The sequence below is a fragment of the Mycobacterium sp. 050134 genome (assembly GCF_036409085.1).
In the GTDB taxonomy this organism is placed as follows: domain Bacteria; phylum Actinomycetota; class Actinomycetes; order Mycobacteriales; family Mycobacteriaceae; genus Mycobacterium.
Map to the genome: position 1 here is coordinate 54,052 of NZ_JAZGLV010000014.1, position 26,326 is coordinate 80,377.

22 protein-coding genes and 1 pseudogene are annotated in these 26,326 nt (G+C 68.0%); 12 read left to right on the top strand and 11 right to left on the bottom strand.

Annotated elements, in window-relative coordinates:
* The first annotated feature begins 13 nt into the window (after positions 1 to 13).
* Both SKC42_RS17680 and SKC42_RS17685 read left to right on the top strand, forming a co-directional pair.
* Positions 14 to 1,396 (top strand): aromatic ring-hydroxylating oxygenase subunit alpha, encoded by a 1,383-nt coding sequence (locus SKC42_RS17680; protein ID WP_330965578.1) that lies wholly within the window; start codon positions 14 to 16, stop codon positions 1,394 to 1,396.
* Positions 1,397 to 1,406: 10 nt separating this feature from the next.
* The gene (locus SKC42_RS17685; RefSeq protein ID WP_330965579.1) at positions 1,407 to 1,787 is read left to right on the top strand and encodes a hypothetical protein; all 381 of its coding nucleotides are present in this window, start codon (positions 1,407 to 1,409) and stop codon (positions 1,785 to 1,787) included.
* A gap of 6 nt (positions 1,788 to 1,793) precedes the next feature.
* Here SKC42_RS17685 and SKC42_RS17690 read toward each other — a convergent pair whose 3' ends face one another.
* Positions 1,794 to 3,347: a SulP family inorganic anion transporter gene (locus SKC42_RS17690; RefSeq protein ID WP_330965580.1), complete on the bottom strand. Its 1,554-nt coding sequence runs from the start codon at positions 3,345 to 3,347 to the stop codon at positions 1,794 to 1,796.
* 267 nt (positions 3,348 to 3,614) lie between these two features.
* Complete coding sequence (locus SKC42_RS17695; RefSeq protein WP_330965695.1) at positions 3,615 to 4,943, bottom strand: sensor histidine kinase; 1,329 nt, start codon at positions 4,941 to 4,943, stop codon at positions 3,615 to 3,617.
* Between the two features lie 242 nt (positions 4,944 to 5,185).
* Between SKC42_RS17695 and SKC42_RS17700 the strand changes: the two genes are divergently transcribed.
* From SKC42_RS17700 to SKC42_RS17710, 3 genes are read left to right on the top strand one after another with little or no spacing between them, the layout of a single operon-like run.
* A complete protein-coding gene (locus SKC42_RS17700; protein ID WP_330965696.1) occupies positions 5,186 to 5,815 on the top strand; it encodes a TetR/AcrR family transcriptional regulator in 630 nt (209 codons plus the stop codon).
* Positions 5,812 to 7,023 carry an acyl-CoA dehydrogenase family protein gene (locus tag SKC42_RS17705; protein WP_330965581.1) on the top strand — a complete coding sequence of 404 codons (1,212 nt, stop codon included), beginning with the start codon at positions 5,812 to 5,814 and terminating at the stop codon, positions 7,021 to 7,023. The genes SKC42_RS17700 and SKC42_RS17705 overlap by 4 nt, the downstream gene beginning before the upstream one ends.
* Positions 7,024 to 7,053: 30 nt before the next feature.
* On the top strand, positions 7,054 to 8,271 hold the full coding sequence (locus SKC42_RS17710; RefSeq protein WP_330965582.1) for a GNAT family N-acetyltransferase: 1,218 nt from the start codon (positions 7,054 to 7,056) through the stop codon (positions 8,269 to 8,271).
* A 48-nt stretch (positions 8,272 to 8,319) separates the two neighbouring features.
* Here the strand turns inward: SKC42_RS17710 and SKC42_RS17715 are convergent, their stop codons facing one another.
* Complete coding sequence (locus tag SKC42_RS17715; RefSeq protein ID WP_330965583.1) at positions 8,320 to 9,570, bottom strand: cytochrome P450; 1,251 nt, start codon at positions 9,568 to 9,570, stop codon at positions 8,320 to 8,322.
* 107 nt (positions 9,571 to 9,677) lie between these two features.
* Positions 9,678 to 10,868: a hypothetical protein gene (locus SKC42_RS17720; protein ID WP_330965584.1), complete on the bottom strand. Its 1,191-nt coding sequence runs from the start codon at positions 10,866 to 10,868 to the stop codon at positions 9,678 to 9,680.
* A 171-nt stretch (positions 10,869 to 11,039) separates the two neighbouring features.
* On the opposite strand from SKC42_RS17720, the gene ctaD reads away from it, so the two are divergent.
* A complete protein-coding gene (gene ctaD / locus SKC42_RS17725; RefSeq protein ID WP_330965585.1) occupies positions 11,040 to 12,767 on the top strand; it encodes an aa3-type cytochrome oxidase subunit I in 1,728 nt (575 codons plus the stop codon).
* Positions 12,768 to 12,778: 11 nt separating this feature from the next.
* On the opposite strand, the gene SKC42_RS17730 is transcribed toward ctaD, so the two are convergent.
* The 4 genes from SKC42_RS17730 to SKC42_RS17745 form a co-directional block, all read right to left on the bottom strand.
* The gene (locus SKC42_RS17730) at positions 12,779 to 13,447 is read right to left on the bottom strand and encodes an ABC transporter permease (RefSeq protein ID WP_330965586.1); all 669 of its coding nucleotides are present in this window, start codon (positions 13,445 to 13,447) and stop codon (positions 12,779 to 12,781) included.
* Positions 13,448 to 13,536: 89 nt separating this feature from the next.
* A complete protein-coding gene (locus tag SKC42_RS17735; protein WP_330965697.1) occupies positions 13,537 to 14,496 on the bottom strand; it encodes an aliphatic sulfonate ABC transporter substrate-binding protein in 960 nt (319 codons plus the stop codon).
* Positions 14,497 to 14,504: 8 nt separating this feature from the next.
* Complete coding sequence (locus tag SKC42_RS17740; protein WP_330965698.1) at positions 14,505 to 15,281, bottom strand: ABC transporter ATP-binding protein; 777 nt, start codon at positions 15,279 to 15,281, stop codon at positions 14,505 to 14,507.
* Between the two features lie 136 nt (positions 15,282 to 15,417).
* Entirely contained in the window at positions 15,418 to 15,696 is a 279-nt protein-coding gene (locus tag SKC42_RS17745; protein ID WP_330965587.1) for a hypothetical protein, read from the bottom strand.
* A 250-nt stretch (positions 15,697 to 15,946) separates the two neighbouring features.
* On the opposite strand from SKC42_RS17745, the gene SKC42_RS17750 reads away from it, so the two are divergent.
* Both SKC42_RS17750 and SKC42_RS17755 read left to right on the top strand, forming a co-directional pair.
* Positions 15,947 to 17,242 carry an MFS transporter gene (locus tag SKC42_RS17750; protein ID WP_330965588.1) on the top strand — a complete coding sequence of 432 codons (1,296 nt, stop codon included), beginning with the start codon at positions 15,947 to 15,949 and terminating at the stop codon, positions 17,240 to 17,242.
* Positions 17,243 to 17,355: 113 nt separating this feature from the next.
* Complete coding sequence (locus tag SKC42_RS17755; RefSeq protein ID WP_330965589.1) at positions 17,356 to 17,748, top strand: hypothetical protein; 393 nt, start codon at positions 17,356 to 17,358, stop codon at positions 17,746 to 17,748.
* Positions 17,749 to 17,752: 4 nt separating this feature from the next.
* Here the strand turns inward: SKC42_RS17755 and SKC42_RS17760 are convergent, their stop codons facing one another.
* Both SKC42_RS17760 and SKC42_RS17765 read right to left on the bottom strand, forming a co-directional pair.
* The gene (locus tag SKC42_RS17760) at positions 17,753 to 20,674 is read right to left on the bottom strand and encodes an aminotransferase class I/II-fold pyridoxal phosphate-dependent enzyme (RefSeq protein ID WP_330965590.1); all 2,922 of its coding nucleotides are present in this window, start codon (positions 20,672 to 20,674) and stop codon (positions 17,753 to 17,755) included.
* A gap of 149 nt (positions 20,675 to 20,823) precedes the next feature.
* Positions 20,824 to 21,717, bottom strand: a complete 894-nt coding sequence (locus tag SKC42_RS17765; RefSeq protein ID WP_330965591.1) for an SAM-dependent methyltransferase — start codon at positions 21,715 to 21,717, stop codon at positions 20,824 to 20,826.
* 112 nt (positions 21,718 to 21,829) lie between these two features.
* Here SKC42_RS17765 and SKC42_RS17770 point away from each other — a divergent pair, with 112 nt between their 5' ends.
* Entirely contained in the window at positions 21,830 to 22,552 is a 723-nt protein-coding gene (locus SKC42_RS17770; RefSeq protein ID WP_330965592.1) for a CPBP family intramembrane glutamic endopeptidase, read from the top strand.
* 14 nt (positions 22,553 to 22,566) lie between these two features.
* On the opposite strand, the gene SKC42_RS17775 is transcribed toward SKC42_RS17770, so the two are convergent.
* Positions 22,567 to 23,616: a ketopantoate reductase family protein gene (locus SKC42_RS17775; protein ID WP_330965593.1), complete on the bottom strand. Its 1,050-nt coding sequence runs from the start codon at positions 23,614 to 23,616 to the stop codon at positions 22,567 to 22,569.
* A 237-nt stretch (positions 23,617 to 23,853) separates the two neighbouring features.
* Between SKC42_RS17775 and SKC42_RS17780 the strand changes: the two genes are divergently transcribed.
* The 3 genes and pseudogenes from SKC42_RS17780 to SKC42_RS17790 all read left to right on the top strand — a co-directional run bounded on the left by SKC42_RS17780 (position 23,854) and on the right by SKC42_RS17790 (position 26,279).
* Positions 23,854 to 24,795, top strand: a complete 942-nt coding sequence (locus tag SKC42_RS17780) for a catalase family peroxidase (protein WP_330965594.1) — start codon at positions 23,854 to 23,856, stop codon at positions 24,793 to 24,795.
* Between the two features lie 21 nt (positions 24,796 to 24,816).
* A pseudogene (locus SKC42_RS17785) lies at positions 24,817 to 25,590 on the top strand (LLM class flavin-dependent oxidoreductase); the annotation flags it as partial.
* Between the two features lie 113 nt (positions 25,591 to 25,703).
* A complete protein-coding gene (locus tag SKC42_RS17790; RefSeq protein WP_330965595.1) occupies positions 25,704 to 26,279 on the top strand; it encodes a hemerythrin domain-containing protein in 576 nt (191 codons plus the stop codon).
* Positions 26,280 to 26,326: the final 47 nt, after the last annotated feature.

The following is a 26,326-nucleotide window of genomic DNA, read 5'->3' on the forward strand; positions in this document are numbered from 1 at the left end:
GGATCCGCCGCACGTGCCCACCGGCGACCCGGCCCGCACCCGCGACGAGGATGCGATCGGCATCCCGCCGGAAAGCCCGACGCTGGTGCCGGCCGAACGCTACTACTCCCCGGCGTTCGCCGCGCTCGAGATCGAGCGAATGTGGCCGCGGGTATGGCAGCTCGCCTGCATGTCCGACCACGTCGCCCAACCCGGAGACTTCTTCGAATATCGTTGCGGCCCTTACGCCGTCCTGATCGTCCGCGGCGACGACGGCGCGTTGCGCGCCTTTCAGAACGCCTGCCGCCATCGTGGCAACGCATTGTGTGTGGGTTCGGGTTCGGGGTTGCGCGAGATCAAGTGCGGCTACCACGGGTGGACCTGGGACCTGGCCGGCACGCTGGTCCGGGTGCCCGGCCGGAAGGGGTTCGGCGCGTTGCGGCTGTCCGACTTTCCGCTGGTGCCCGCCCGGGTGGACACCTGGGAGGGCCTCGTCTTCGTCAACCTGGACGTCGCGGCGATGCCGCTGGCCGAGTACCTGGAAGCCGTGCCCGACGACATCGCCTGGTGCCGCCTGGTCGACTTCCGCTGCTACGCGACGCTCACCATCGAGGTCGACGCCAACTGGAAGACGATCGCCGACGGCTACAGCGAGACCTACCACATCCAGACGCTGCATCCCGAGCTGCTGCGCTGCGTCGACGACGTGCACGCCCCGCAGCGGATCTGGGGCCACACCGGCAAATCCGACCAGCCCTACGGGGCGCCGAGCCCGCGGTTGGCCGGCACGCTCACCGACGAGGATGTCTGGGACGCCTATGTCGAGACCCAGGGTGCGCTGATGGGTGCGGCTGCGGGCACGCCCTTCCCCGCCGGCGAGCGCCGACCCGGCCAGACGGTCGCCGACCTGATCGCCGCCCGCACGCGGGCATTCGCGGCGGCCCGCGGCGTGAGCCTCGACTGGGCAGACACCGATCGGATGACCCGACTGCACCAGTACAACGTGTTCCCGAACCTGACGTTGCTGACCAGCGCCGACCACCTGACGATCATGTGCTCCCGGCCGGGTCCGGACCCGGATCGCGGTGAGCTAGTCATGTTCCTGATGGTTCGGATGCCCCCGGGGGCTACGCGGAACAAGCCGACGGACGTCCGCACCGCCGCCGACGAAGCCGAACCCGGCTTGGTGCTCACCCAGGACATTCGCATTCTGGCGGGACTGCAGCGTGGCATGCACCAGCCGGGCTTCACCCACTTGGTGCTCTCCGGCGAGGAGCGGCGCGTGATCAACACCCACCGCAACCTCGAGCGCTACCTGAACCCGCCCGCTTCACAGCGAATGACCCGGGGCGCCGCGCCCGAAAGGACATCGGGGGATTCCGCCGGGGACTCCCGAAATCCGGTTGAAGCGAATTAGAATCCCGCTTGTGACGACCCCGTCAAACCCCTGGGGCGACCAACGGCGGCAACTCTCGCATCAACTTCGGATGCGATATTCGGCCCTGGGCCCGCGGAGGGCGCGGCGGCTGTGCAACTGCTTCGAGCGAGTGGGCGTGCGAACCGCTCCCGAGCGGCTCCGGGCGATGTTGGCGGGGGCACCGGTCGCCGACACCGAGGTGACCGATGTCAATTTCGCGCTGATCGCCATGGAACTGAACCGCGACGCCCGCCGCGCGAAGTACAAGCGCCTCAAGCGCCGCGGTACCCGTTCACTCATGTTCGCCGGCCTGGTCCTGGTCGTGCTGAATTTCCTGCTCTGCATCGCCTACGTCTTGCTGAACCTTGCTCAGCAGGCCAGCCCCATGTGACCGGGCTCAGCGCGACTCCGTAGCCGGTACGGCGTCGACCAACATCAACTGGGGCCGGTCAGCCCCCGACGGATTGTCCTGGGGACCGGGCACGATGCGGACGGTCCCGCCGGTGGCACGGTATTGGCGCTCCCAATCACCGATCGCCTGACGCGCCGCGTGGTCGAGGTAGGTGACCAACAGCTCGACGGTGACGACGCAACGCTCCGGGACGGACGCCAGGACGCGGGTCAGGCGAGGCAGGGCGAGGAACGTGCACGCACCCTCGACGGTGACGTGCCATTCGCCCCCAATCGAGTTGGCCTCCACCGTGGCCCGGACCACGCGCCATCCCGTCATTGCGACGGCGAGCGCGAGCCCGATCATCACGCCGTGCAGCAGATTGAGAAACACGACGCTGACGGCGGTCACGACATAGACCGCGATGTCGCCGTTGCGCAGTGCGGTCTCGATATGGGCGGGCTTCAGCAGCTGCATCCCGACCACGATCAGCAATCCCGCCAGGGCGGCGGTGGGAATCCGCTGGACGAGTCCCGCGAACGGAATGGTGAAGAGCAGAATCCACACCCCATGCATGATCGTCGAGGCGCGGGTCCTTGCGCCCGCGTTGACGTTCGCCGCGCTGCGCACGATGACGCCACTGATGGGAAGCCCGCCCAGCGCGCCCGACGCCATGTTCGCCGCGCCCTGCCCGATCAGCTCGCGATCGAAGTCGGTGCGCGCCCCGCTGTGCATCCTGTCGATCGACACGGCGGTCAGCAGGCTTTGCACGCTGGTGATCAGCGCCACCGTGAGGACACCTAGCGCGACGGCTCCCCAACCGCCCTCGGGCAGCTTCGGCAGCGCGATGGCGTCGATCACCGATCCCTCGAGGTCGATCCGCGACACGTCGAACGGGAAGACCACCGATGCCGCCGTCACGGTCACGATCGCCACGAGCGGACCCGGAATGCGAGCGAACGGGGCCGGCGCCCAGCGCCAGGCGATCAAGATCGCGATCACCGCCACCCCCAGCACGACACCCGGGCGGTGGGCGCCGACGATCTGGCCCGGCAGCCCGACGGCGTTGTCCCACGCGGAGCTTTTAGACTTGCCGCCCAGGAGCACGTGCGTCTGCTGCAACGCAATGGTGAGGCCGATGCCGGCCAGCATGGCATGGACCACGACGGGTGAGATCGCAAGCGCCGCTCGCGCAACGCGGCTGAGCCCCAACACAACCTGCACCGCGCCCGCGATCATCGTGATCAAACATGTTACGCCCCAGCCGAACTCGTCCACCAGATCGGCGACCACGACGGTCAGTCCGGCCGCGGGCCCGCTGACCTGCAGCGGTGATCCACCGATGCAGCCGGCGACGACGCCGCCGACGATCGCGGCGATCAGGCCCGCCAGCACGGGCGCGTCCGAGGCGATCGCAATGCCGAGCGACAGGGGCAGTGCGACGAGAAACACCACCAGTGACGATGGCAGGTCGTGCCGAATGATGGCATACACGTTGCCGATTCGCGACACCGGCGAGCCCGCGGGGGCCTGACCGCCCGATTCGTCGATGCGCAGCATCGCCCCTCCCTCGTGTTGGGCGGGCTCCCGCCCCGCGGTGCGCCTGTGCGTGTTCGCCCACTGACGACGCTGTTCGACCGGCAACACCTGCTGTGCTCGAAGGTAGGCGGGACGTCAACCGCGGGTCAACCCGTGGAGCCGACGCCATATCGAATCCAAATGTTTCCGCTGCGTTGCGAATTGACCCACCGCGACCTCGGCAAGCGGTTAACCTCCAGCCGTCCAAGGCTTTACGGGGCCTCCCGTCTTCGGAACGCGGGCTGGCCGTTACGCCGGCCCGCGCCCGTCGCCGGCCAGGCTCAGCAGAAGTCGGGTACCGCCCAACGGGCTGGTATGCAACGCCGCTGTGCCCCCGTGCAATTCGGCCTGCTGAGCGACCAGCGCGAGTCCCAAACCGGAGCCCGAGCGCGACGCCGTGGACCCGCGGGAGAACCGCGCAAAGACCGCGGCGCGTTCCGCTTCCGGAACCCCCGAGCCGTCGTCGTCGATCGCGATTTCGACACCCTCGCCCGAACTTGCCACACAGAGCTGGATTTCGGTGGCGCCGCCGTGCTTGACGGCGTTCGCGATGGCATTGTCGATCACCAGCCGCAGGCCCGTGGGCAGTCCCACCATCAGCACCGTCGGCGAGGGCACCAGCGAAACACGCACGCCGGGGTAGATGCGAAGCGCGTCGTGCGCGGCGCGATCCAGCAACTCGGTGATGTCGAACGGAACGAAGTCGTCGACCGTCGTGAGTTCCCCCTGCGCGAGCCGTTCGAGCGCCGTCAGCGTCGCCTCGATGCGGCTCTGGGTGCGAATGACGTCGCCGATTACCTCGTGGCGCTGCTCGGGCGCCAACTCCAGGGTGGAGAGCACCTCCAGGTTGGTCCGCATGGCAGTCAGCGGCGTCCGCAACTCGTGGGATGCGACGGCTGCGAAATCGCGCGCCGATTCGAGCGCCGCCCTGGTGCGCTGCTGCTCGTTGCCGATGCGCGCCAGCATGCCCTCCACCGCCTCGGCGATCTCGACGGCCTCCCGCACACCGCGGACCTGAACCTCGTCCGGACTGGACTGAGCATTGATGGCGCGCGCCTGCTGCGCCAGCAGCAGGAACGGGTTCACCATGATCAGCGAGATCACCCAACCGACGATGACCGTGCCGCCGATGACGCTGCCGCAGATCAGCAACACCCGCAGATGTAACTCGTTGATCCGGTGTTGGGCCTCGGCCAGGGGTGCGGCGAGGGCGATCGACGCGGCGCCCGCGGTGAAGGTACGGACACGGTACTGCACGCCGTGGATCGTCGTGTTCGCGTAGCCGTTGGGGAGCTTGGGCAGGACGATGTTGCCGGGCACCGACACCGTCACGTCCCCGATGCGGGCGGTGCGGACCAGGTTTCCGTCGGGCATCGGCCGGTCGGCGTTGGTGAGCTGCGGGTTGTTGATCAGCGTGTTGATATCGCCGAGGCTGGTAACGGAGTCGAGGCGGCGGTCGAGCTGGCTGTATTGGTCGTTGGTCACGCCGACCCAGACCCAGGTTCCCAGGAGCACTACGAGCGTCATAACCGCGAGCGCGCCGACGATGACGATGGTGCGCAGTGACAGCACCCGCATCGGCAGCTGCACATGCCGGAAGGGGCGAATATTGGACTCCATTTACCGTGCTCGAATGTCAGGCCGACGCCCAAGATCATAGCCGGTGGCTAGGTACTCCCTGGTCATCGGCGATCCTCAGCCCGGGCGCATCGAGCCTGCGGTGGTGGCTCAGGCCAGGATCCCCAGCCAGACGCTCGCAACCACCGGGCCCCCGCGGCGCCGAGTTGCCGCCCGGCGCGGTGAGTGAGTACTCTCTCACCGTGCTCACCTCGGGCCGCGATCGACTGCTCGCCGAAGCGCTGAAACTCTTCGCCGACAAGGGCTATGCGGCGACGTCGGTCGCCGACATCCAGCGGGCGTCCGGTCTCGCCCCGGGATCGGGCGCGCTTTACAAGCATTTCGGCTCCAAGCGCGAGCTGCTGGAGGCCGCCGTCGCGCACCGGATCGAGAGCATCGTGGCCGCCCGGGAGGAGTACGACGCCGGCGCACCGAGCGGCGTCGAGCAAGCGGTGCGCACGGCCGGCCGGCTGATCTGGAGCAACTTCAAGCAGAGCGAGGATCTGCTCAGGGTCATGCTCCGCGAACCGGACGAGCTGGGCGACCTCGACGAAAAGACATGGCAGGTCATCACGGACAACGCCTACCAGCGGTTCGCCGACGAGCTGGCCGCGTCCAATCGTTCGGGCCGCACGCAGATCCCGGACCCGGAGGCGGCCGCGGCCGTCGCGATCGGCTCGCTGGCCTACGCCGCAACGCTCCAGGCCCTCACCGGCCGCCAGCCCGGCAACATCGCCGAAGACCGCTACTTCGAGGCATGGGTCAGTCAGACCGTGAGCGTCCTGATGCAATACCAGACCTCAAACACCAAAGTGATTCAGGAGCAAACGTGACCTTTTCCATGCAACTCAGCGACGACGTGGTCGAGGTCCGCGACTGGGTGCACCAGTTCGCGGCCGAGGTCATCCGCCCCGCCGCAGCCGAGTGGGACGAACGGGAAGAGACCCCGTGGCCCGTGATTCAGGAGGCCGCGAAGGTGGGGCTCTACTCGCCCGACTTCTTCGCGCAGCAGGCGGCCGAGCCGACGGGGCTGGGCATGCTGACCGCGTTCGAGGAGATGTTCTGGGGTGACGCCGGGATCGCGCTGTCCATCATGGGCACCGGGCTGGCCGCGGCGGCCCTGGCCGGCAACGGAACCCCCGAGCAGCTGGGCCGGTGGCTTCCCGAAATGTTCGGCACGCCAGGGGATCCCAAGCTCGGCGCGTTTTGTTCGTCGGAGCCCGACGCGGGTTCTGACGTCGGCGGCATCCGCACCCGCGCCCGTTACGACGAGGCATCGAAGGAATGGGTCATCGACGGCACGAAAACCTGGGCGACCAACGGTGGCATCGCCAACGTCCACATCGTCGTCGCATCCGTGTACCCCGAACTCGGTACCCGCGGCCAGGCCAGCTTCGTCATCCCGCCCGAGACACCGGGATTCAGCCAGGGCCAGAAATTCAAGAAGCACGGCATCCGCGCCTCCCACACCGCGGAAGTGGTGCTGGACAACGTCCGTCTTCCCGCGGACGCGATCCTCGGCGGCCGGGAGAAATTCGAGGCGCGGATCGCCCGGGTCAAGTCCGGCGCCTCCGCCGGCGGGCAGGCCGCGATGAAGACGTTCGAACGCACCCGGCCCACCGTCGGCGCGATGGCCGTCGGGGTGGCCAGGGCCGCCTACGAGTACGCCCTCGAATACGCCTGCCAGCGCGAGCAATTCGGCCGCAAGATCGGCGAGTTCCAGGCCGTCGCGTTCAAGCTGGCGGACATGAAGAGCCGCATCGACGCGGCCCGGCTGCTGGTCTGGCGCGCCGGCTGGATGGCGCGCAACAACGTGAACTTCGAGGCGGCGGAGGGATCGATGGCCAAGCTCATGGCAAGCGAGACCGCCGTCTACGTCACCGACGAGGCCATCCAGATCCTCGGTGGCAACGGCTACACCCGCGACTACCCCGTCGAGCGGATGCACCGCGACGCGAAGATCTTCACCATCTTCGAGGGCACCAGCGAAATCCAGCGGCTGGTGATCTCCCGCGCGCTGACGGGGCTGCCCATCCGCTGACCCGCCGGCCGCACCCGACATGATGGGGGCATGACCTTCGCGATCCGGGTGCTCGACGGCGAGGACGAATTGCTCGCCGCAGCCAACGTGTTTTGTGCCGCCATGATCGGCTCCCCGCGGCTGCCGAACCTGCCGCCCGGCGGGATCACCGCGCTGCTGGAACCGGGCCGGACCGTCGGGGCGTTCGACGGAGGGCGGCTCGTCGGCACCGCGGACGCCATGACGAGCGGCTTGACGCTGCCCGGCGGGACGGTCGTGGGCCACGCGGCGGTCACCCGCATTGGGGTCCTGCCGACGTTCACCCGCAGGGGGATCGCGACGCAGCTGATCGACCATCAGCTGCGCGACATCGCCGCGCGCGGCGAGGTGGTGGCGACCCTGCGGGCGTCGGAGGCGACGATATACGGGCGATACGGCTACGGCGTCGCGAGCTCTTCCCAGACCGTGGAGGTCCAGACGGCCCGGGCGGCGTTACGGCCCGGCGTGGGCGACGGCGGTCCGGTGCGGCTCCTGGACGCGGCGGATGCGTGGGATCTGCTGCCGCGGATCTATTCCGGCAATCGTCCATCCCGGCCCGGGACGATCGACCGCCCGCAGGTGTGGTGGAATGGCGCGCGGCTGCGGGCCGAATTATCCTCTGGACCCGCGTACGTCGTGGTGCACGGCGACGCCGGTTCCGAGTCGGGCTTCGCCCGCTTTCGGCCCATGGACACCGAGTCGTGGTTTGTCAGCGAGCAGCGCGCCATCGCCGTCGAGGACTTCTTCGCCCCGACCGCGGAGGCCTACGTGGGCCTGCTGCGCTTCTTACTCGGTCTGGATCTCGTTGATCGCGTTATATTTTCGCGGCTGCCGCTCGATGATCCGCTCCCGTGGCTGTTGTCCGACCGGCGGGCAGCGCGGGTGACGACGGTGCACGACGAGACGTGGCTGCGGGTGATCGACGCGCGTCAGGCCCTGACGGCCCGCCGTTACGCCGGCGACGGCGAGGTCACCGTCGCGGTCGACGATCCGCTCTTGCCGAGCAATTCGGCGGCGTTCACCATCACCGCCGACGGCGCCCTCGCCACCGACCGGCGCCCGCAGCTCACGGTCGGGGCTGAGGGGCTGGCCGCGGTGCTGCTGGGTGGTGCGACGTGGCGCGGGCTGCACCTCGCTGGGCTGATCCGCACGAACGAGCCGGCGGCGCTGGTGGCGGCCGATCGCCTGTTCGCGGTTCCCGACGCGCCCTACGCCGGGTTCAACTTCTAGACCTCCGGCTCTAACGGGTTATCCGCGGACCGGGCGCTCCGCCCCTGATCACCTCAGCGAGTAGCGAATCGGCAGGTGCTTCACCCCGCCGACGAAGGTCGTTGCGATCGATTCCGGCCGACCCGCGAGCTCGATGGCGTCGATCCGCGGGATCAGCTCGGAGAAGAAGCTGGTCATCTCCATGCGGGCCAGCGACGCGCCAAGACAGAAGTGCACCCCGTAGCCGAAGGACAGGTGCTTGTTGGGGTCTCGACCGACATCGAAGCGGAAGGGATCGGCGAACACATCCTCGTCACGATTGGCCGAAACGTAGGACAGCAGCACGGATTCGCCCTTGGCGATGGGCACGCCGCGGACCACGGTGTCGGCCTGGGCGGTACGCATGAACTCCTTGACCGGCACGACCCAGCGGATCATCTCCTCGACGGCGGTACCCATCAGGCCCGGGTCCGCCCGCAGCCGCGTCAGCTCGCCGGGATTCTCCAGCAGGGCTCGCAGGCCACCGGCGATCGCGGCGCTGGTGGTGTCGTGACCGGCGCTCGCCACGATCACGTAATAGGACGCGGTGTCCATGTCCGACAACGGCTCGCCGTTGATCGTGGCGTTGGCGATCGCCGAGGCCAGATCATCGGTCGGCCGCTCCCGGCGCGACGCGCTGAGCGCCGCGAAGTAGTTGAAGAAATCCAACAGGACCGCGAGCATGTCCTCGGCGGAGCCGCCGCGCTGGAATTCCGTGTCGTCGCCGCCGAACATCTCCTGGGTGAGCTTGAGCATCCGCGGGAAGTCGGACTCGGGCAGCCCCAGCAGCGACAGGATCACATAGAGCGGGTAGTTGACCGCGACCTCCTGGACGAAGTCCAGCTGCGGGCCCATCTCCGCCATCTTGTCGACGTAGATCTTCGCCAGCTCGTCACACCGGACCTTCAGGGCTCGCAGGGCCGACGGACGAAACCAGTCCGCGCCGATCTTGCGCATGTCACGGTGGTGCGGGTCGTCCATGTGGATCAACGTGCGCAGTCCGATTCCCGCTTGCATGTCGGCGCGCAGCTTCTCTTCCAGGTCGGAGATCATGAGCAACGGCCGCGGGTCGTTGGTGAAGAGGTCGTTCTGCCGCTCGATGTCCATCACGTCGGCGTGCTTGGTTATCGCCCAGAACGGCTTGTACCCCTCGACATCGACCCACGACACCGGGGCGTGAGCCCGCAGGTGGGCGAGGGCTTGATGCAAGCCCTCCTCATCGGTATAGGCCGCTGGGCTGGCCAGAACCCGTGCGGCCTCGTCCATGATCCTGATGCCCATCCCGGCTCCTCCGGCTCGATTGGCGGTTTCCGGTCGATGTTCCATTCCGGGGATCGGCCGATGAAGGGGCCGAAAGTCACCGATTCGCCCCGGATTCGGAGCGGGCGCTACGCGCAGGCACGCCGCGGCGGGCGTCCGTCGGCTTCGGCGGGAGCCCCGCCGCGATCCCACCGCAACGTCACCACCACGAACCTGGGCCGATAGATGCTCGCCCGGCGGTAGACGTCCCCGCCCGGGGACGTGTCGAGGCTGTTGACGTCGTAGGAGATCACCAGGCGGGTCGACGTCGAGTATTCGGGGTGGACGTGGGCGTTGTAGGTGTAAACGTCCGCGTCACGATACAGCCCGGCGCTGCCGCCCTCGGGTGTCCGATACAGTGCGATCGCCGGCCCGAAAGGCCCGGTCGGCGACGGCCCGAAACGGCCGACCAGCTGATCGCTGAACAACTCGCCGCCCAGCATCGTGGTGAGCAGGTAGGCGCCGTCGCGCACCCGATGGACCGACAGCTCGGCCGAGATGCGGTCGGTGACCCGCACCGAGTTGGATTCCAACGACGACCACGCCCGACCGGTCCAGTACGAAAACCGCTGGCGCAGATCGTCGCCCGCGACGCGGGCGACGTGCAGGTACTTGTGGGCCCCGGCGGACTCGACACCGTAGACATAGGTCCACCCGCCGTCGGGTTGCACCCACTGGCCCCACTGAATTTCGCGTGACCGCGGAAGTTGGTAGACGGCGGGCGGCGCCCGCAGCTCGTGGTCGTCGAATCGGGCCAGCGACGAGCCCACGAAAGCGAAGTCCAGCGGCCCTGGACCCGTGGTCCTCCATTCGGTGAGCGGAACCTGCAGCGCGTCAGCGGAATACGTCGCTGCGCCCAACCAGAACCAGTGCGTGGGGTCGGCGGGTGCGACCAGCGCCCCCGGGCGGTCGCGTGTCCCACCGGTCAGAGTGGACCAGCGTCCCGACGCGTCGCGGACGACGAGCGAATTGTGGACGAACGCGGCGTCGACCGGGCGGCTGGGCGGCGTGATCGGGCCTAGGAAGGTGTCGGAGAAGGCGAACAGCTCCCGGTCGTCGGGTAGCGGCGCTGACCAGGTGGAATCCCCGCCCGTCCAACCGGCGCCGGTGTTGCCGTAGTCGGCGAGAGCGGTTTCAAGGCAACCGAGCGGTGCGGCGCCGACCACGACCGGCGCGGCCGGCCACGCGGTATGCGGCACCGCCACGCCGAGCGCGGCCGACGTCATCACCAGGACGACGAGGAGCCTGCCGAGCCGCCGCACCACCACACGATAAGCCACGCCGGTCGGGGTGCGGGTGCGTCGATAGGTAAGGCGTTGCTGCCCCAGTGGACGTGAGGTAACCGCGGGATATTAGGGACGTTTGGCCCTAGGTCGAGGCGGTCCGGGCTCGGAATACTTGGGCCGCTTGGCCGTTGCCGACCCGCCAGCCGGGTCCTTTGGAGGTAGTTTATGACCGCGGAAGCCCCGCCCGCCGTTGCTCTGCAGGCCCGTCGGCCGTTCCCGGCCCGACTGGGGCCCAAGGGCAGCCTGATCTACAAGATCATCAGCACCACCGATCACAAGATGATCGGCATGATGTACATGGTCGCGTGCTTCACCTTCTTTTTCATCGGCGGCCTGATGGCGTTGCTGCTGCGGCTCGAGCTGGCGGCTCCGGGACTGCAGTTCCTGTCCAACGAGCAGTACAACCAGCTGTTCACCATGCACGGCACGGCCATGCTCCTGTTCTATGCCACCCCGATCGTGTTCGGGTTCGCCAACCTGGTGCTGCCCCTGCAGATCGGCGCGCCGGACGTGGCATTCCCCCGGCTGAACGCGTTGTCGTTCTGGCTGTTCGTCTTCGGTGCGTTGATCGCGCTGGGCGGTTTCATCGTTCCCGGGGGTGCGGCCGACTTCGGGTGGACGGCCTACACGCCGCTCTCGGACGCGGCCCACAGTCCCGGCGCCGGCGGTGATCTATGGATCCTGGGTGTGGGCGTCGGTGGTCTGGGCACCATCCTGGGCGCGGTCAACATGATCACCACCGTGGTGTGCCTGCGCGCCCCGGGCATGACGATGTTCCGCATGCCGATCTTCACCTGGAACATTCTGGTCACCAGCGTCCTTGTGCTCGTTGTCTTTCCCCTGCTCACCGCCGCCCTGTTCGGGCTGGCCGCCGACCGCCGTCTCGGCGCACACATCTACGACCCCGCCAACGGCGGAGTGATCCTGTTCCAGCATTTGTTCTGGTTCTTCGGGCATCCCGAGGTGTACGTCATCGCGCTGCCGTTCTTCGGCATCGTGTCCGAGATCATCCCGGTGTTCTCCCGCAAACCGATCTTCGGCTACTCCACCCTGGTGTACGCGACGCTATCCATCGCCGCGCTCTCGGTTGCGGTGTGGGCCCACCACATGTACGCCACCGGCGCCGTGCTGCTGCCGTTTTTTTCGTTCATGACGTTCCTGATCGCCGTGCCGACCGGCATCAAGTTCTTCAACTGGATCGGGACGATGTGGAAGGGGCAGCTGACCTTTCAGGCTCCGATGCTGTTCTCGCTTGGGTTCATGATCACCTTCGTCCTGGGTGGCCTGACGGGTGTGCTGCTGGCCAGCCCGCCGCTGGACTTCCACGTCACCGACACCTACTTCGTGGTGGCCCATTTCCACTACACGTTGTTCGGCACCATCGTGTTTGCCACCTACGCGGGCATTTACTTCTGGTTCCCGAAGATGACGGGCCGGCTGCTCGACGAGCGACTGGGCAAGCTGCACTTCTGGTTGACGTTCATCGGTTTCCACACCACGTTCCTGGTGCAGCACTGGTTGGGTAACTCGGGGATGCCGCGCCGCTACGCCGACTACCTGCCCACCGACGGCTTCCAGGACCTGAACTTGGTGTCCACGATTGGGGCATTCATCCTGGGCGCCTCGGTGCTGCCGTTCGTCTGGAACGTGTTCAAGAGCTGGCGCTACGGCGAACCGGTGTTGGTGGACGACCCATGGGGACACGGCAACTCGCTAGAGTGGGCGACCAGCTGCCCGCCGCCGCGCCACAACTTCACCGAGTTGCCCCGGATCCGTTCGGAACGGCCAGCTTTCGAGCTCCACTATCCACACATGGTGGAACGGATGCGCGCCGAAGCCCACGTGGGGCGGCGTCACAGTACGACGGACGACGCGGTGCCGATATCGCAATAGTGGGGCGACCGCTAGAGCCGTCGCCGCATCATCCGCCGCTCGACGACGCCCAGGGCGGAGTCGCTGAACTTCCCCAGCGCGGCCAGCAGCACGATCGCCAGCAACATCACATCGGTGCGTCCGGTGTTCTGGCTGTCGATCAACAGGAATCCCAGCCCCTTTGACGAGGCGATCAGCTCCGCCGCGACGAGGAAGAGCCACGCGTTCGCCAGGCCCAGCCTGAGGCCGTTCACCAGCTCCGGGGCGGCGGCGGGCAGCATCACCGTCGCCAACAACGAGGCGCCGTGCCGCCCGTAGGCGCGGCCCACCTCGAGCAACTGCGTGTCGACATGCGCCAGCGCCGACGCCGTCGTGGTGTAGATCGGAAAGAACGCGCCGATCGCCACCAGCATCACCTTCGGCGTCTCGTCGATGCCGAACCACAACAGCAGCAACGGAACCCACGCCAGCGAGGGGACGGTGCGGATCGCCGCCACGGTCGGTGCCAGCAATCGGCGCACGACGACCGACAGCCCGACCAGCGAGCCGAGGGTAAGCGCCGCGAGCGTGCCCACCAGGTAACCGACGAACATCCGGGACAGGCTCGCCCCGAGGTGCATCCACAACTGGCCATGGCGGAGCAATTCGCCCAGCGCGGTCACCACATCTCGCGGGGGCGGCAGCTGGCTCGCGGAGAACATGCCCCTGGCGGTAGCGAACTGCCAAGCCGCCAGCACCAGTAGGGGTACGACCAGTGCTGCAAGCGCCCGCCGCGCCCAAGCCGAAGCGCTCAGCGAGCCTGCTGCGCGTACTTCGGTTCGATGATCGTCCCCAGCGCCGCCCGGCCGGCGTCGTCGGATTTGATGTCGGCGTCCGAAACGGCGATCGGCAGGATGCTGGTCAGGACCGCGCGTTGAGGATCGCCCGGCGCCGGGTCGATGTCCAGCGCCGTTCGCCGCAGCTCCTCCTGGGCCACGCTCGGTGCGACCTTCGCCTGCGAGGCCAGCAACGCCGCCAGCTCGTCCGGGTGCGCCTTCGCCCACTTCCGGGCCTCCTCGTAGCTGTTGACCACCGTCTGAACGGCGTCTGGATGGGCGGTGCTGAAGTTCTCGCGGACGTTCAGCACGCCGTAGGAATTGAAATCCGGGTTGCGGTACAGCAGTCGGGAACCCGCTTGCTGAACGGTCTGCGCCAGGAAGGGGTCCAGCCCGGACCAGGCGTCGACGTCGCCCCGCTCCAGGGCGGTCTTCCCGTCGGCGTGCTGCAGGTTGACAATCTCGACGTCCGCGACCGAAAGTCCGGCCGTGGCAAGCGATTGCAGGAGAAAGAAGTACGGGTCGGTGCCCTTGGTGACCGCGACCTTCTTGCCCCGCAGGTCGGCCACCGAGTTGATGGTCGAGTTCTTGCCGACCACGAGGGCGGTCCATTCCGGCTTGCTGTACACGTCGACGATCTTGATCGGCGTGCCGTTGGCTCGCGCCACCAAAGCCGCAGAGCCGGCCGTGGATCCGAAGTCGAGCCCGTTGGAGCGCAGGCCCTCGTTGGCCTTATTGCTGCCCGCGGACAGAACCCAGGTGACGTTGTAGCCGTGATTCTCCAGCAGGTGCTGGTCGCGCACCACCAGACTCAACGGGTTGTAGTAGGCATAATCCACCCGGAGATCCCTCGCCGAGTTGTTTCCGGGGCCCGGGCCGCAGCCGGCGTCGGCAGCCACCACGGCGGTGGCGACGCACCAAAGTGCCGCGTTCATACGAGTTTTCAGCACGTTCTCGACTCCTGTTCGAGGGAGACGGACGGGGCGGTGCCGCCGCGCTGCGGCACCCCGAGCTCGTCCAGCAATCGCGCCCGCAGGGCGCCAACGCGTGGGTCGCCGCGGTCGCGGGGTTTGGGGATCGCGACGTCGAACGTCGCGGCGATGCCGGCGGCGCCCGCACGCAACACCAGGACTCGGTCGGCCAGGACGATCGCCTCGTCGACGTCGTGGGTCACCAGGACCGTCGTCGTCCCGGCCTCCTCCTGCACCGCGCGGAGCAGATCCTGCATTCTCAGCCTCGTCAGCGCGTCGAGAGCCGCGAGCGGCTCGTCGAGCAGCAGGACCCGGGGCCGCCGCGCAAGGGCGCGGGCAAGTCCCGCCCGCTGGGCCATGCCGCCAGACACGTGGCGGGGATAGTGCCGACCGAATTCCCGCAGCCCGACGACGTCGAGCCAATGCCGCACGGCCGCAGCGCCCGTCCGTCGATCTGTTCCCCGCGGCAGCCCGAACGCGACGTTGGCCGCCAACGATCGCCACGGGAGCAGGCGAGGCTCCTGAAAGACCACAGCGCAGCGGGGGTCTACGCCGCGGACGGGCCGGCCGTCGATGTCGACGCGACCCTTGGAGGGGCGGTCGAGGCCGGCGAGGAGCCGCAGGAGCGTCGATTTGCCGCTGCCCGAAGGGCCAAGCAGGGCGACCACCTCGCCGGGCTCGATTTCCAAGTCGACCTTGCCGAGCACCGAGTGGCTCCCGAACGAGCGGTCGACCCCGGACAGCGTCACGCGTGCCGGCGCGGGATCGGTCGACATCACCCGGGCAGATTAGGTACCGGGGACGCGCGTCGCCAGAGTTGGACTGGCGGTGATTCAAACCGCCGCGGCGCTAACCGTTCAGCCGCACGGCGGCGTGGATCGGCCGTCAGCCGTGCGGGGCCTCGGAAATCTTGCTGTCCGGTTTGCCGACCGTCTGGCAGTAGGTGGTGGCGGACAGCCGAGTCGCCGAGATCTCGATGTTCGTGGGGTCGGTGCCGCTCTTGTCCTTGAGCATCTTGCTCACTTCGTCGTTCTGCTTCTTCTCGTCCTGTGTGGTGAAGTCCTTGCACTTCGTGTCGCCGCCGGTGTTGATGACCTGCGAGGGCGAACACGCGCTCAAAGCAAGGACGGCGAGAGCGGCGGCCAGTGAAGTCTTCTTCATCATCTGCCTTTCCTGGAGGGGAGTATGGGCTGGTGGTGGCTATGTGTACACAAAATCACTCGGTCCTCAAACTCCGAACCGGGGGCCAACCGGGGTGCGCGGTGTTTGCGGCGCGCGCGGAGTTCCTTTGCTCGTGCAGCCGGCGCATGTGATCCGCGGCATTCGGCTGCGCGAAACCGCCGCCAGTGGGAATACCTTGCCGGGTGGTGCCGCGTTTTACGGGTCGGCCGTGACGACAAGGGGGATGCCGGTGATGAGGTCGAGCGGATCGGTCGGCCTGCAGCGTCGTCCGTCGTCGCGGCCGACGGCGGCGACTGGGCGGCACGCTACGGGCGCGACGAACGCCCTCTTCCTCAGCGTGCTGGCCCTGCTGTTCGCAATGGGTTGGGCGGCCAACCACTTCGTCGCGTTGATGCCGTTGATCAGCGATCACGAGCACCTGAGCACCGCCGCGCTCGACGCGACCTTCGGCGTGTACGCGCTGGGACTGCTCCCCGGGCTGCTGGTGGGCGGGCGGGCGTCGGACGCCGTCGGGCGCCGGTCCGTCGCGCTGGCCGGATCGGTGAGCGCGCTCATCGGAACCACGGCGATGCTGCTGTCGCAGCAACCCGAAGTCCTGCTGGGCGGGCGCCTGGTCGTCGGGATGGGTGTCGGCCTGGCGATGAGTTCGGGCACGGCGTGGGCCTCCGACCTCAAGGGGCCGCCCGGCGTGGCGACCGCGGGCGCCGTGCTGATCGGGGGTTTCGCCGTCGGTCCCCTTGCAGGCGGCGTGGCCGGCGGGGCCGGACAGCCGGGAATCCGCGTGTCGTTCGCGATCGCCGCCGCCGTCCTCGTGCTGGCGATGGCCGCCATGGCCGCGGCGGTGCGATGGGGCGCCCCCGTCCCGGCAACCCCGCCCGCCGCGGCCGGCTCGATATCCGCGCGACAGGGGACGACGTGGGCGCTGGGCTGGGCGATGCCGCTGGCGCCATGGGTGTTCGCCTCGGCGACACTCGGATTCGTCACGATCCCGGCCCGCATACACACCGCGCTTGCCGCCCCGATGGCCGCGGGCATCGCCACGTTGGTCGTCAATGGCATCAGCGGCGTGATCCAAGTGGTGGCGCGGATCGGCAACTGGGGTCCGCAGGCCGGGACCGCGGGCGCGGTGCTGGCCGCAATCGGCTACGTGGGCGCGGTGGTGGCACCGCCGACCATGTCGTCGGCAATCGGGCTGCCGCTGCTGCTGATCCTGGGCTGCGCTTCCGGCCTGTGCTTGCGAGAGGGCCTGATCGACCTGCAGATCGCCGCACCCGCGCGCCTGCGCGGCGCTTTGGTCGGGTCGTTCTACGTGGTCACCTATGTCGGCTTCGGGCTGCCGCTGCTCCTGACGCTGTTGGGGTCGAGGACGGTGTCGGCGGTGATCCTGCTGACCATGGCGGCGCTCGCGTTGGCCGCGGCGGCGAGCCGGGCGGTACGACTCCGGCGAGGCAGCCATCGCCCGACGGCTGCGCGCGGCGGCACCGATGTCGCCGATGTTTCGGTGACGGGCGCCCGGGTAACCGAGTAATCCGTCGACGGCCGTCGATACGCCCTGGCCTCGCCGCATCACCGCGGTGCCCCGCCCGAGCGCCATGATCAGACCCGCTTCCGTCGATAGCACGCGGCGCTTCCCTCGCCTTCGTGTCCGAACCACTCCTGGGTGCGCTGCACGCACCGTTCCTCGAACTGTGGCTGCTGGTTTCGCTGCAGATCGCGATTGCGGCGCAATTCAACTCGACGATGCTGGTGCTGATCCACCGCTGGGCGATCATCCCGACGTGGGGCGTGTTCATTCTGCTCGGGAACACCTCGTCGGGTGGGGCCGTCTCGGTCTCGCTTCTTCCCCAGCCGTTTGCGTTCCTCAACCATGCCCTACCGAGCGGCGCCAGCGTCTCTGCCGTTCACGCGGCGGCATACTTTCCCCACGAGCAGCGGTTGTTGCCGTTCGGCATCCTGTTCGCCTGGTTTGCCGTCACGTTGACCGCGTTGGTGGCGTCCTCACACGCCCTGCATCGCTCACCGGCAGACGGCTAGCGCCTTACGACGGCGCCGCATCGACCGCGTCACCGGGGAGCTGCTGGCCGAGCAACTCGTCCTGACCGACCTCGGGAACGGTGCCGTTACCGTTGGCCCCCTCGCGCTTGACCGGCTTCTTCCTCTGCGCTTTGGGAGGTGTCGGTGCGGCGCCCTGCTCGGCGGAACGATGGTGACCGCGAGCCAATCCGGCCGATTCGCACACCATCTCGATGGCCTTTTCGGTGTAGACCCGGTAGCCGAAGTCCGGTTGGTAGCCATGTATTTCGGGGGTGTCGAGGTCACGCATGAACTGCAGGATCTCGCGGCTGAACACCTGGCCGGGCACCAGCACCGGAAATCCCGGGGGATAGGGGGTCACGTAGGTCGCCGACACGACGCCGACCCCGGCGTCGAGCCGCTGCTCGATCAGCTCACCGCTGAGGTACTCGCAATTGGTGTCGTCGTAGGACAGGTAAAACCCTCGACGGACATCGCCCTCCGGTGTCGGTTCGCTTCCGCTGTGATCCAGGAATGCGGGGTGGAATCCGCTGAAATCCGGTAGTGGCAGTGACATTTCGGTAAGCCGGTACACCGCCCGCTCGAAGTGTTCCCGCTCGCCCAAGCTCATCTCGGAGACGCTCTGGTCGAGCTCGCGGGCGATGTTGACGAGCACCTCTACCAGGAACGCGACCGAGCTGCGGGTGGTACCGATGTTGGTCATGAACAGCACGCTGTTGCGCGACGTCTTGTTGATCTGAATCCCGTAGCGGTCCATCAGTTGCTTGCGCTTGAACGTGTCCCCGTCGTAGCCCGTGGGCCCGATGTACAGCGTGATCCGTGACGGATCGAGCACGAATTCGTCCTGCTCCCAGGCGGCCATCATGTTCCGCAGCCCGGAGCGCAGCGGCTGCGCGATGGCTGACGGGCGAAAGCCCTCCGGAATCAGGTCGGACGTCCGAAGGCAGCGCATGTACCTGCTGAGCAAGGGGTGGTTGTCGATGGCGTCGCGCAGCTGCATCGCATTCTCGATCTGCCGCTGCACCAGTTCGACGCCCTCCAGCGCCACCTGCCTGCGGCCCAGGTCTAGCGAGGCGAGGATCTGGTAGTTGGGCGAGGTGGACGTGTGCGCCATGTAGGCCTCGTGGAACGGCTCGGCCACCTTCTGGTCGAAGTCCTGGTCGAAGACATGGATCATCGAACCCTGCCGCAGCGCCGTCAACGTCTTGTGCGTCGACTGGGTGGCATACACCCGCACCCGGGCCCGCGCCGGGTCCGGGAGCAGGCGGCGCTCCAAAAGCGCGTCGTCGCTGGGTGTCTCGGCGGCTTCGACGGCCAGGAACTCCTCGTATCGGGCTCGGTAGCCGGGATCCTGCAGGCGCGCCCGCAACGCCCGCGCCGACGCCATCGCCGTGCGCGTGCGATACACCGGGTGGAACCGGGCGAAGGCGAACCACGCCTCGTCCCAGAGAAAAACGAGGTCGGGCTTGATGGCGAGGCATTCCTCCATTACACGCTCGACGTCGTAGACGATGCCGTCGAAGGTGCAGTTCGTCAGCGACATCATCTTGACCTTGTCGAGCTTGCCGGCGCGCTTGAGCGCCAACAACTTCGACTTGATCTCCCGTAACGGTACCGCGCCGTACATCGAGTATTCGTTGAGCGGATAGGCCTCGAGGTAAACGACGTTCGCGCCGGCGAGCATCATCCCGTAGTGGTGCGATTGGTGGCAGTTGCGGTCGAGCAGGACGATGTCGCCCGGGGCGACCAATGCCTGGGTGACGATCTTGTTGGCCGTGGAGGTCCCGTTGGTGACGAAGTAGGTGTGACGCGACCCGTAGGCCTGCGCCGCGAGCTGCTGTGCCTCCCGCAGCGGCCCGGTGGGCTCGAGCAGCGAGTCGAGACCGCCACACGTCGCCGACGTCTCGGCCATGAACACGTCCAGGCCGTAGAAGCCCACCATGTCCTTGATCCAGTGCGAGTTGACGATCGACTTGCCCTGCGAGATCGGCAGGGCGTGAAAGACGCCCGTGGGCCGGTGACTGTATTGCTTCAGCGCGCTGAAGAACGGGGTGCGGTAGCGCGCCGCCACCCCCTGCAGAATCGACAGGTGCAACTCGAGCATGCCCTCCCGGGCGTGGAACACCCTGCGGAAGTACTGGCCCAGGCGGCCGGCGATGTCCTCGACGTCGATTTCAGTCATGAGGTACAGGTCGAGTTCGGGTCGCAGCTCCGCCAGCGAGACGGCCAGAATCTGCGCCCGCTCTTCCGGCGACTGGTGATCGGCGAGTTCGGTGGTCACGGCGGTGTCGACGAACTCCGAGAGGGTGGACAGGTCCCGGGTCGATTGATGGGAAAAGCGCCGCCGAATCACCACGGCCTGCAAGTTGACGTTCAACCGCGCCGCGATCAGCGCCTCGTCCCCACTGGAGACCACCACGAGCTCGTAGACGAATTCGTCGTCGGGGCGCCGCCATTTCCGAACCTCGTTGCGCAGCGCCCGTTCCTGGGCCTCGGTCATCTTCTCGACGACGAGCACTTCGAAGTAGGGGCGGTCGGCAGGCGTCGGCACTTGATGTTCGAGCTGGCGCGGGTCGGCCGGGAACATGTCCAGTTCATCGGCGCCGGCGTTGTCGACGTCCCCGGAACGATACGACTCCGTGGTGAGCGCGCGGTTGATCCGGGCGACCGCCTGAGAGAATTTCTCATAGCTCCCGGTTGTGAAAAGCCTTTGCACGAGCGCGAATTGCGGAGAGCCGGGATACGCCCAGTACGGCTCGACCGTGCTCAAGCGATCCAGCAACTCGCGACACACGGCCAGACAGCGATCTTTCAGCGCGCCCGCCGTGCCGGGGCGCGTCAACCGATCGGCGGCCTCCTCCAACCGGCACCACGAATCGTTGCGAACCTGCCAAAGGCTGTTGTAAGCGCGCAGGTGTTCGGTCATGGCCGGCCCCTTCCGGTGTGCGACGACTCCGATGCCGCAACGTCGGTCAAGGCTTGCAGACCCAGTCCGCCCTCCGGTTACCACGCGTCGAACACTGCGCGTACGTCGCGTGACACCCCGGGCAGCCGACGGTAACGGGAACCCGGCGGCTACCGACCGCTCCGGGCCGCGTGAAAGAACTTCGTCCTCATCAACCGCTCGAAGACGGCCGGCAGCCCCTCGAAGGGCCGCCCATACTCGTTGGCGGCCTTGTCGGCCAGGTCGACGCCGGTGACTTCCCAACCCTGTTCGGACAGCCACTCTTTGGTGTCCGCGCGCGGGTCGTCGTACCACAGGTCGGCGACCGCGGGCTGCGTGGCGAGTTGGGGGACGGTCGCGGCGCTGTCGGCGAACTCCCGGATCTCTCCGGTGGCCGGCCCCAGCTCCGCGGCGATCCGGCTGCCGGCGGCGGACAACTGGTGCAGCTTCTCGAACAGGGCGTCCTGAGCGATCCCGGGCAGGTAGGGCAGCAAGCCCTCGAGCGCCCAGGCCGTCGGTTGATCGGGTTGAAAGCCGGCCTCGATCAGCGCGCTTGCCCAATCCTCGCGCAGGTCGGTCGCGACGGTGACGCGCCGGGCAGACGCCGCGGCGCCGCGCCCGTCGAGCACCTGCTGCTTGAACTCGAGCACCCGGGGCTGGTCGACCTCGAACACCGTGGAACCCGCCGGCCACGCCAACCGGTAAGCGCGGCAGTCCAATCCGGCCGCCAGGATGACGGCCTGCCGGACGCCGGACTCGCCGGCGTCGGTGAAGAACTCGTCGAAGAACCGCGTTCGCACCCCAACCCACCGTGCGTTCAAGCCCGCCGCGCCGGTCAGGTCCACGTTGGCCACGGCGGCCGACAGGTGCGGCTCACCCGCCGCGGCGACGAAGTCCGCGGCGTAGTCGTCGTTCGCCAGCGGCGGCTCGAGCGCGGCGTCGAGGGCGCGCGCCGCGCAGACGGCAAGCGCCGTGTAACCGACACTGCTGACGATGTCCCACGTGTCGCCGGCGGTCCTGGGCATAGCGGCCTCCATGTTCACAAGCGGGCGAACTTTTTGTTCGCGCAACTAAAGAAATGGTACGCTGTGTTCTGTTGCGGGTGCCGCCCGACCACGCTGCGGTAGCGTCGACGCCGTGGAAGGGCCGCCGTCCCAGCAGATCGTCGCCGCCCCGCCGCACCGTTGGGGGCTGGGCGCCTTCGTGCTGGTCGCGCTGGCGTACCTGGCCGTGTCGGTGGGGATGGTCGGCTTGCTCGGCGGCAACGGTCCCGTGCCCGCCAGCAGCCTCGCGGTCGCCGTGGTGGTTCCGACGGCCGCCGCCGCCGGAGTGGCCGTGCTCGTCACAACTCTGCGCGGGAACGGTCCTCGGACGGACCTGCGGCTGCACTGGTCGTGGCGCGAGGTCCGGATGGGCCTGATGTTCGGTTTTGGCGGTTTGCTGATCACCATCCCGACATCGATGGTGTACCGCGCGGTGGTCGGGCCGGGCGCGAATTCGGCGGTGGGCCGGATTTTCGGGGGTCTGCGAGCCGACTGGCCGTGGGCCGGCGCCGTGTTGCTCATTGTGGCCGTTGTCGGCCCGTTCTGCGAAGAGATCGTCTTCCGGGGCCTGCTGTGGGGGGCCGTGGAACAGCGCTGGGGCCGGTGGGCCGCCCTGGTGGTCAGCACCCTGGTGTTCGCGCTCGCCCACCTCGAATTGACGCGCGCGCCGCTGCTGCTGGTGGTGGCCATTCCGATTGCGCTGGCGCGGTGGTACTCCGGCGGACTGCTGGCCAGCATCGTCGCGCACCAGGTGACCAATTTCCTGCCGGGCGTCGTGCTCATGCTGAGCCTGCTGGGCGCCCTGCCCGCGTCCTGAGCCGGGCCGAACACTCAGCCCGCCCGGTCGATACCGACCAGTCGCGCGAGGCCCTCGGCCGAATAACCGCCCGGCCCAACGCCATCTCGGACCGCTTCCCGCGCGGCTCGGGCGATCGCCGCGTTGAGCGGCGCGCTGACACCGTGCCGATGGGCGAGCCGCACGATCTCGCCGTTGAGGAAATCGGTTTCCACGTTGCCAGTGTTGCGGCTCAGCGACTGCCAGGTCGAATTGGTCTGCCGGGCATCCCAACCCGGCACCGGACGGATGGTCGGCCCTGCGGCGCGCGCCGCGGTGGACGTCTCGAAGGAAACAAACTGGATTCCGGCGTGGCGCAGCACCGCTTCGCCTTCCCGGCGGAGCGCGGCCATTACCTCGCTGGACCGGCCCGGCTCGGCCGACAACGCACCCACGGCATTCCCGAGGTTGCTCAGCAGCTTGTTGTACTTCCAGGGGGCGACGTCGGCTGGAGTGCGGATCACGAGGCCCGACGCGCTCCACGTCTCGGCAAGCCCCGCCAGCAAGCGCGCGTCGGCTTCGGTCGCCAGCGACGCCGGCCAGCGCCCGATGTGCAGCTGACCGGCCACCGGCCACGACCGCGCGATCACCTCTCCGGGTTCAAGGTGCACGGCCGGCAGCCACACGCAGACGCCGAAGACCCGGCGGAAGTAACGCAGCGCCATTTCCTCGGCGGCGACGCCGTTCAGGGCCGTCAGCACCGGCAACGCCTCGCCCGCGGTCCCGACCGCGCCCCGCCGGTCATAGACCGGCTGATCCACCCATTCTTGCAGGGCGGCGTCGAGTTGCTGGGTCTTGGTGGCGAACACGAGCACGTCGCTTTCCGTCAACCGCAACTCCCCCGGTCCGGACGCGGCCGTCACCGGTACCCGGAACGTGCCGTCGGGTGTTCGCACCGTGATGCCCGCGCCGGCCAGCACCTCCGCGTGCCGGCCGCGCGCCACCATCACCACCGGGGAACCCGCCCGGGCCAATACCGCGCCGACCGTGCCCCCGATGGCACCGGCTCCGATGATCACGTACCGGTGATCGTCTCCTGGGGCCATTTCTTCCACGCCTCCCACCGCCGAGCACCTGAACGCTAGGGGCGAGGGTACGTCTTAGGATCGGAATGCGCAGATGCCACGGCCGCTTGCCCCGCTTCAGCAAACCCAGACTGCCGCTTGCGGTTTCGGGATACCGCGCCCGCGATGCCCCCGGGGTCCGGCCATGCTCCGGTCGCGGCGCACGGGCGGCCGATTTACATTGACTGCGAGATCGTCGCGTCGGAATAGGAGAATGTCATGCCGTTGCCCGCGGACGAGAAGCTGATCGAGCTGAGTGAGAGCATCTTGTCGACGTTCTCCAAGATTTTCGGCGACCACCCCGGCGTTCGGCCGGCTCATGCCAAGGGCACCCTGCTGAACGGCGCTTTCGTCCCGTCCGCGGCGGCCGCCGAACTGTCGAAGGCCCCGCATTTCCGCCGCGACTCCACGCCCGTCGTCGTGCGTTTCTCGGATTCGACCGGGCTGCCGAACATTCCGGATGCCGACCCGAACGCACTTCCCAAGGGGCTGGCCGTCCGGTTCATCCTGGGTGACCGGGTGCACACCGACATCATCAGCCATTCGACCGATGGGTTCCCCACGCGTACCGGCGAGGAATTCCTCGAACTGCTCGAAGCCCAGGCCAGCAGCGACCCGGCCAATCTCGCGGGCTCACCGTTAGAGACTTTCCTCGGTTCACACCCGGCGGCGTTGCGTTTCGTGCAGCAGCCCAAGCCTTTTCCGGCCAGCTTCGCTCGAGAGTCCTTCTTCGGCGTCACCGCGCTCGAGTTCATCAATGCGGCCGGCGAGAGCCGGTTCGGGCGGTACCGCATCATCCCCGAAGCGGGCAACGAGTACATCGACGAGTCCGTCGCGCAATCACAGGATGCCGACTATCTGTTCACCGAGCTGACCGAGCGGCTCGGGAGCGGACCGATCCGCTTCACACTGGCGGTGCAGCTCGCTGACGACTCTGACATCGTCGACGACGCGACCGTCCACTGGCCGGCGGATCGGGAGGTCCGCGAGGTGGGCACGCTCGAGCTAACCGGCCCGGTCGCCGACAACGCCGCTCAACAGCAGCACATCATCTTCGACCCGATTCCCCGGGTCGAAGGGATCGAGCCGTCCGCCGATCCGCTACTGGAGTTGCGTGCCGCCGTTTACTTGATCAGCGGCCGCAGACGGCGCACGGCGTAGCACCTACTGACCCTGTCGTCGGACAACCTGTCCGGCGGGCGGCTCGAGCTGATCATCGGCAAGGGCAACGGCAGGGCGCAGGCCGAATTGTTCGGTGTCACCGCCGCCGACCAATGGGACCGCAACCGCGAAGGCTACGAGCTGTTCCGGCAGCTTTGGGAGAACGAAGAAGTGACGTCGGGGCGGTTCCGGCCGCCGCTGGGAAACGCCAGGGCGCTCCCCCGGCCGCTACAGAGCCGGATCCGCATCTGGCACGGCAGCGCGACGAGTACCGATTCGGTGGATCTCGCCGCACGTCACGGCGACCCAATCTTCTCGGCCAACGTCAGCAACCCGGTCGAGCCCTACGCCGAACTGGTTGGCCACTACCGGCAACGGTGGGAGTATTACGGCCGCCGGCCCGAGAACGCGCTCGTCGGCGCCGGAACGGCCGGGTTCTACGTCGCTCCGACCTCGCAGGAAGCGGTAACCACCTATCGGCCGATGTTCGAGGCGCGTCTGGCGGCGCAGCGCCGCGCCGGCATGCCCACGGCGTTCGAGTCGATTGAGGATTTCGTCGCGCGAAGCTCTGCCCTGGTGGGCAGTCCCGCCCAGGTGGTCGACAAGGTGGGCCGCTATCACGAGCGGCTCGGTCACGAGGTGATGCACCTCAGCGCGGACGGCGACGGTCTGAGCGCCGACCAGCTGCGTCGCAGCCTCGAACTATTCCAGTCCGACGTCGCGCGCGTTCTCCGTCAGCTCGTCCCGAGCCGGCCGTTGATGTCACAGGTCGCCGCCGAACAGCCCGCGGGATAGCCCGACCGGTGAACGGGATCGGCCGGCACCGCCGACCGCCCGTTTGATCTACTACGCGGCATGGCACACGATGGCCTGAGCGCGTCTCGATCGGAGCAGGGGGTGGGAGTTGCATGGCTGATATCACCGACCTGATCGTCGCCGACCACAACTGGTTCCGCGCGCAGTTCGCCAAGCTGGACAATCTCCCGGCGCAGACCTCGGTCAACCGCTCCGCGCTCGAGCGGGTGTGGCGGCCGCTCGCCGAGAAGCTCGACGTGCACGCCTACATCGAAGAGAAAATCTTCTACCCGCAACTGCTGCAGCGCGGGGCCGACGATCCCGAGGGCGAGACGCTCGACGCCATCGGTGACCACAACGACATCCGGGACGGGGTTCGCGACGCGAACGCGGCGGCCGCCGGTAGCGACGAGTGGTGGGCGGCGGTTCGCCGCACCCGGGTGGCCAACGACGACCACATGAGCGAGGAGGAGCGCGAGGGACTATCGGACTTTCGCCGCCACGCCCCCATCGGCCTTCGTGAGGCGCTCGGCCGGCAGTACGGCGAGTTCATGGCGCAGCATCCCACCACCGAGGGCCTGCCGATCGTCGACCGGGACCCGCAGCGTTACGTCGAAGAGGTGGAAAACCCCCCGCGGCCGGAACGCACCGACTTCTCCCTCGGTATCGGCAGCCTGAAGGGGCAATAAACGGCGGCCGCAACGGGCCCCTTCGCACGGCACCGGCACCATCGGGT

Bases quoted from the DNA above. Each gene is read 5' to 3' on its own strand.
- SKC42_RS17745 (WP_330965587.1), bottom strand. From the start codon at position 15,696: ATGATGAAGAAGACTTCACTGGCCGCCGCTCTCGCCGTCCTTGCTTTG.
- SKC42_RS17695 (WP_330965695.1), bottom strand. From the start codon at position 4,943: ATGCGGGTGCTGTCACTGCGCACCATCGTCATCGTCGGCGCGCTCGCG.
- SKC42_RS17760 (WP_330965590.1), bottom strand. From the start codon at position 20,674: ATGACCGAACACCTGCGCGCTTACAACAGCCTTTGGCAGGTTCGCAAC.
- SKC42_RS17775 (WP_330965593.1), bottom strand. From the start codon at position 23,616: ATGGCCCCAGGAGACGATCACCGGTACGTGATCATCGGAGCCGGTGCC.
- SKC42_RS17765 (WP_330965591.1), bottom strand. From the start codon at position 21,717: ATGCCCAGGACCGCCGGCGACACGTGGGACATCGTCAGCAGTGTCGGT.
- SKC42_RS17735 (WP_330965697.1), bottom strand. From the start codon at position 14,496: ATGAACGCGGCACTTTGGTGCGTCGCCACCGCCGTGGTGGCTGCCGAC.
- SKC42_RS17730 (WP_330965586.1), bottom strand. From the start codon at position 13,447: ATGTTCTCCGCGAGCCAGCTGCCGCCCCCGCGAGATGTGGTGACCGCG.
- SKC42_RS17710 (WP_330965582.1), top strand. From the start codon at position 7,054: ATGACCTTCGCGATCCGGGTGCTCGACGGCGAGGACGAATTGCTCGCC.
- SKC42_RS17790 (WP_330965595.1), top strand. From the start codon at position 25,704: ATGGCTGATATCACCGACCTGATCGTCGCCGACCACAACTGGTTCCGC.
- SKC42_RS17750 (WP_330965588.1), top strand. From the start codon at position 15,947: ATGAGGTCGAGCGGATCGGTCGGCCTGCAGCGTCGTCCGTCGTCGCGG.
- SKC42_RS17715 (WP_330965583.1), bottom strand. From the start codon at position 9,570: ATGGGCATCAGGATCATGGACGAGGCCGCACGGGTTCTGGCCAGCCCA.
- ctaD (WP_330965585.1), top strand. From the start codon at position 11,040: ATGACCGCGGAAGCCCCGCCCGCCGTTGCTCTGCAGGCCCGTCGGCCG.
- SKC42_RS17780 (WP_330965594.1), top strand. From the start codon at position 23,854: ATGCCGTTGCCCGCGGACGAGAAGCTGATCGAGCTGAGTGAGAGCATC.
- SKC42_RS17690 (WP_330965580.1), bottom strand. From the start codon at position 3,347: ATGCTGCGCATCGACGAATCGGGCGGTCAGGCCCCCGCGGGCTCGCCG.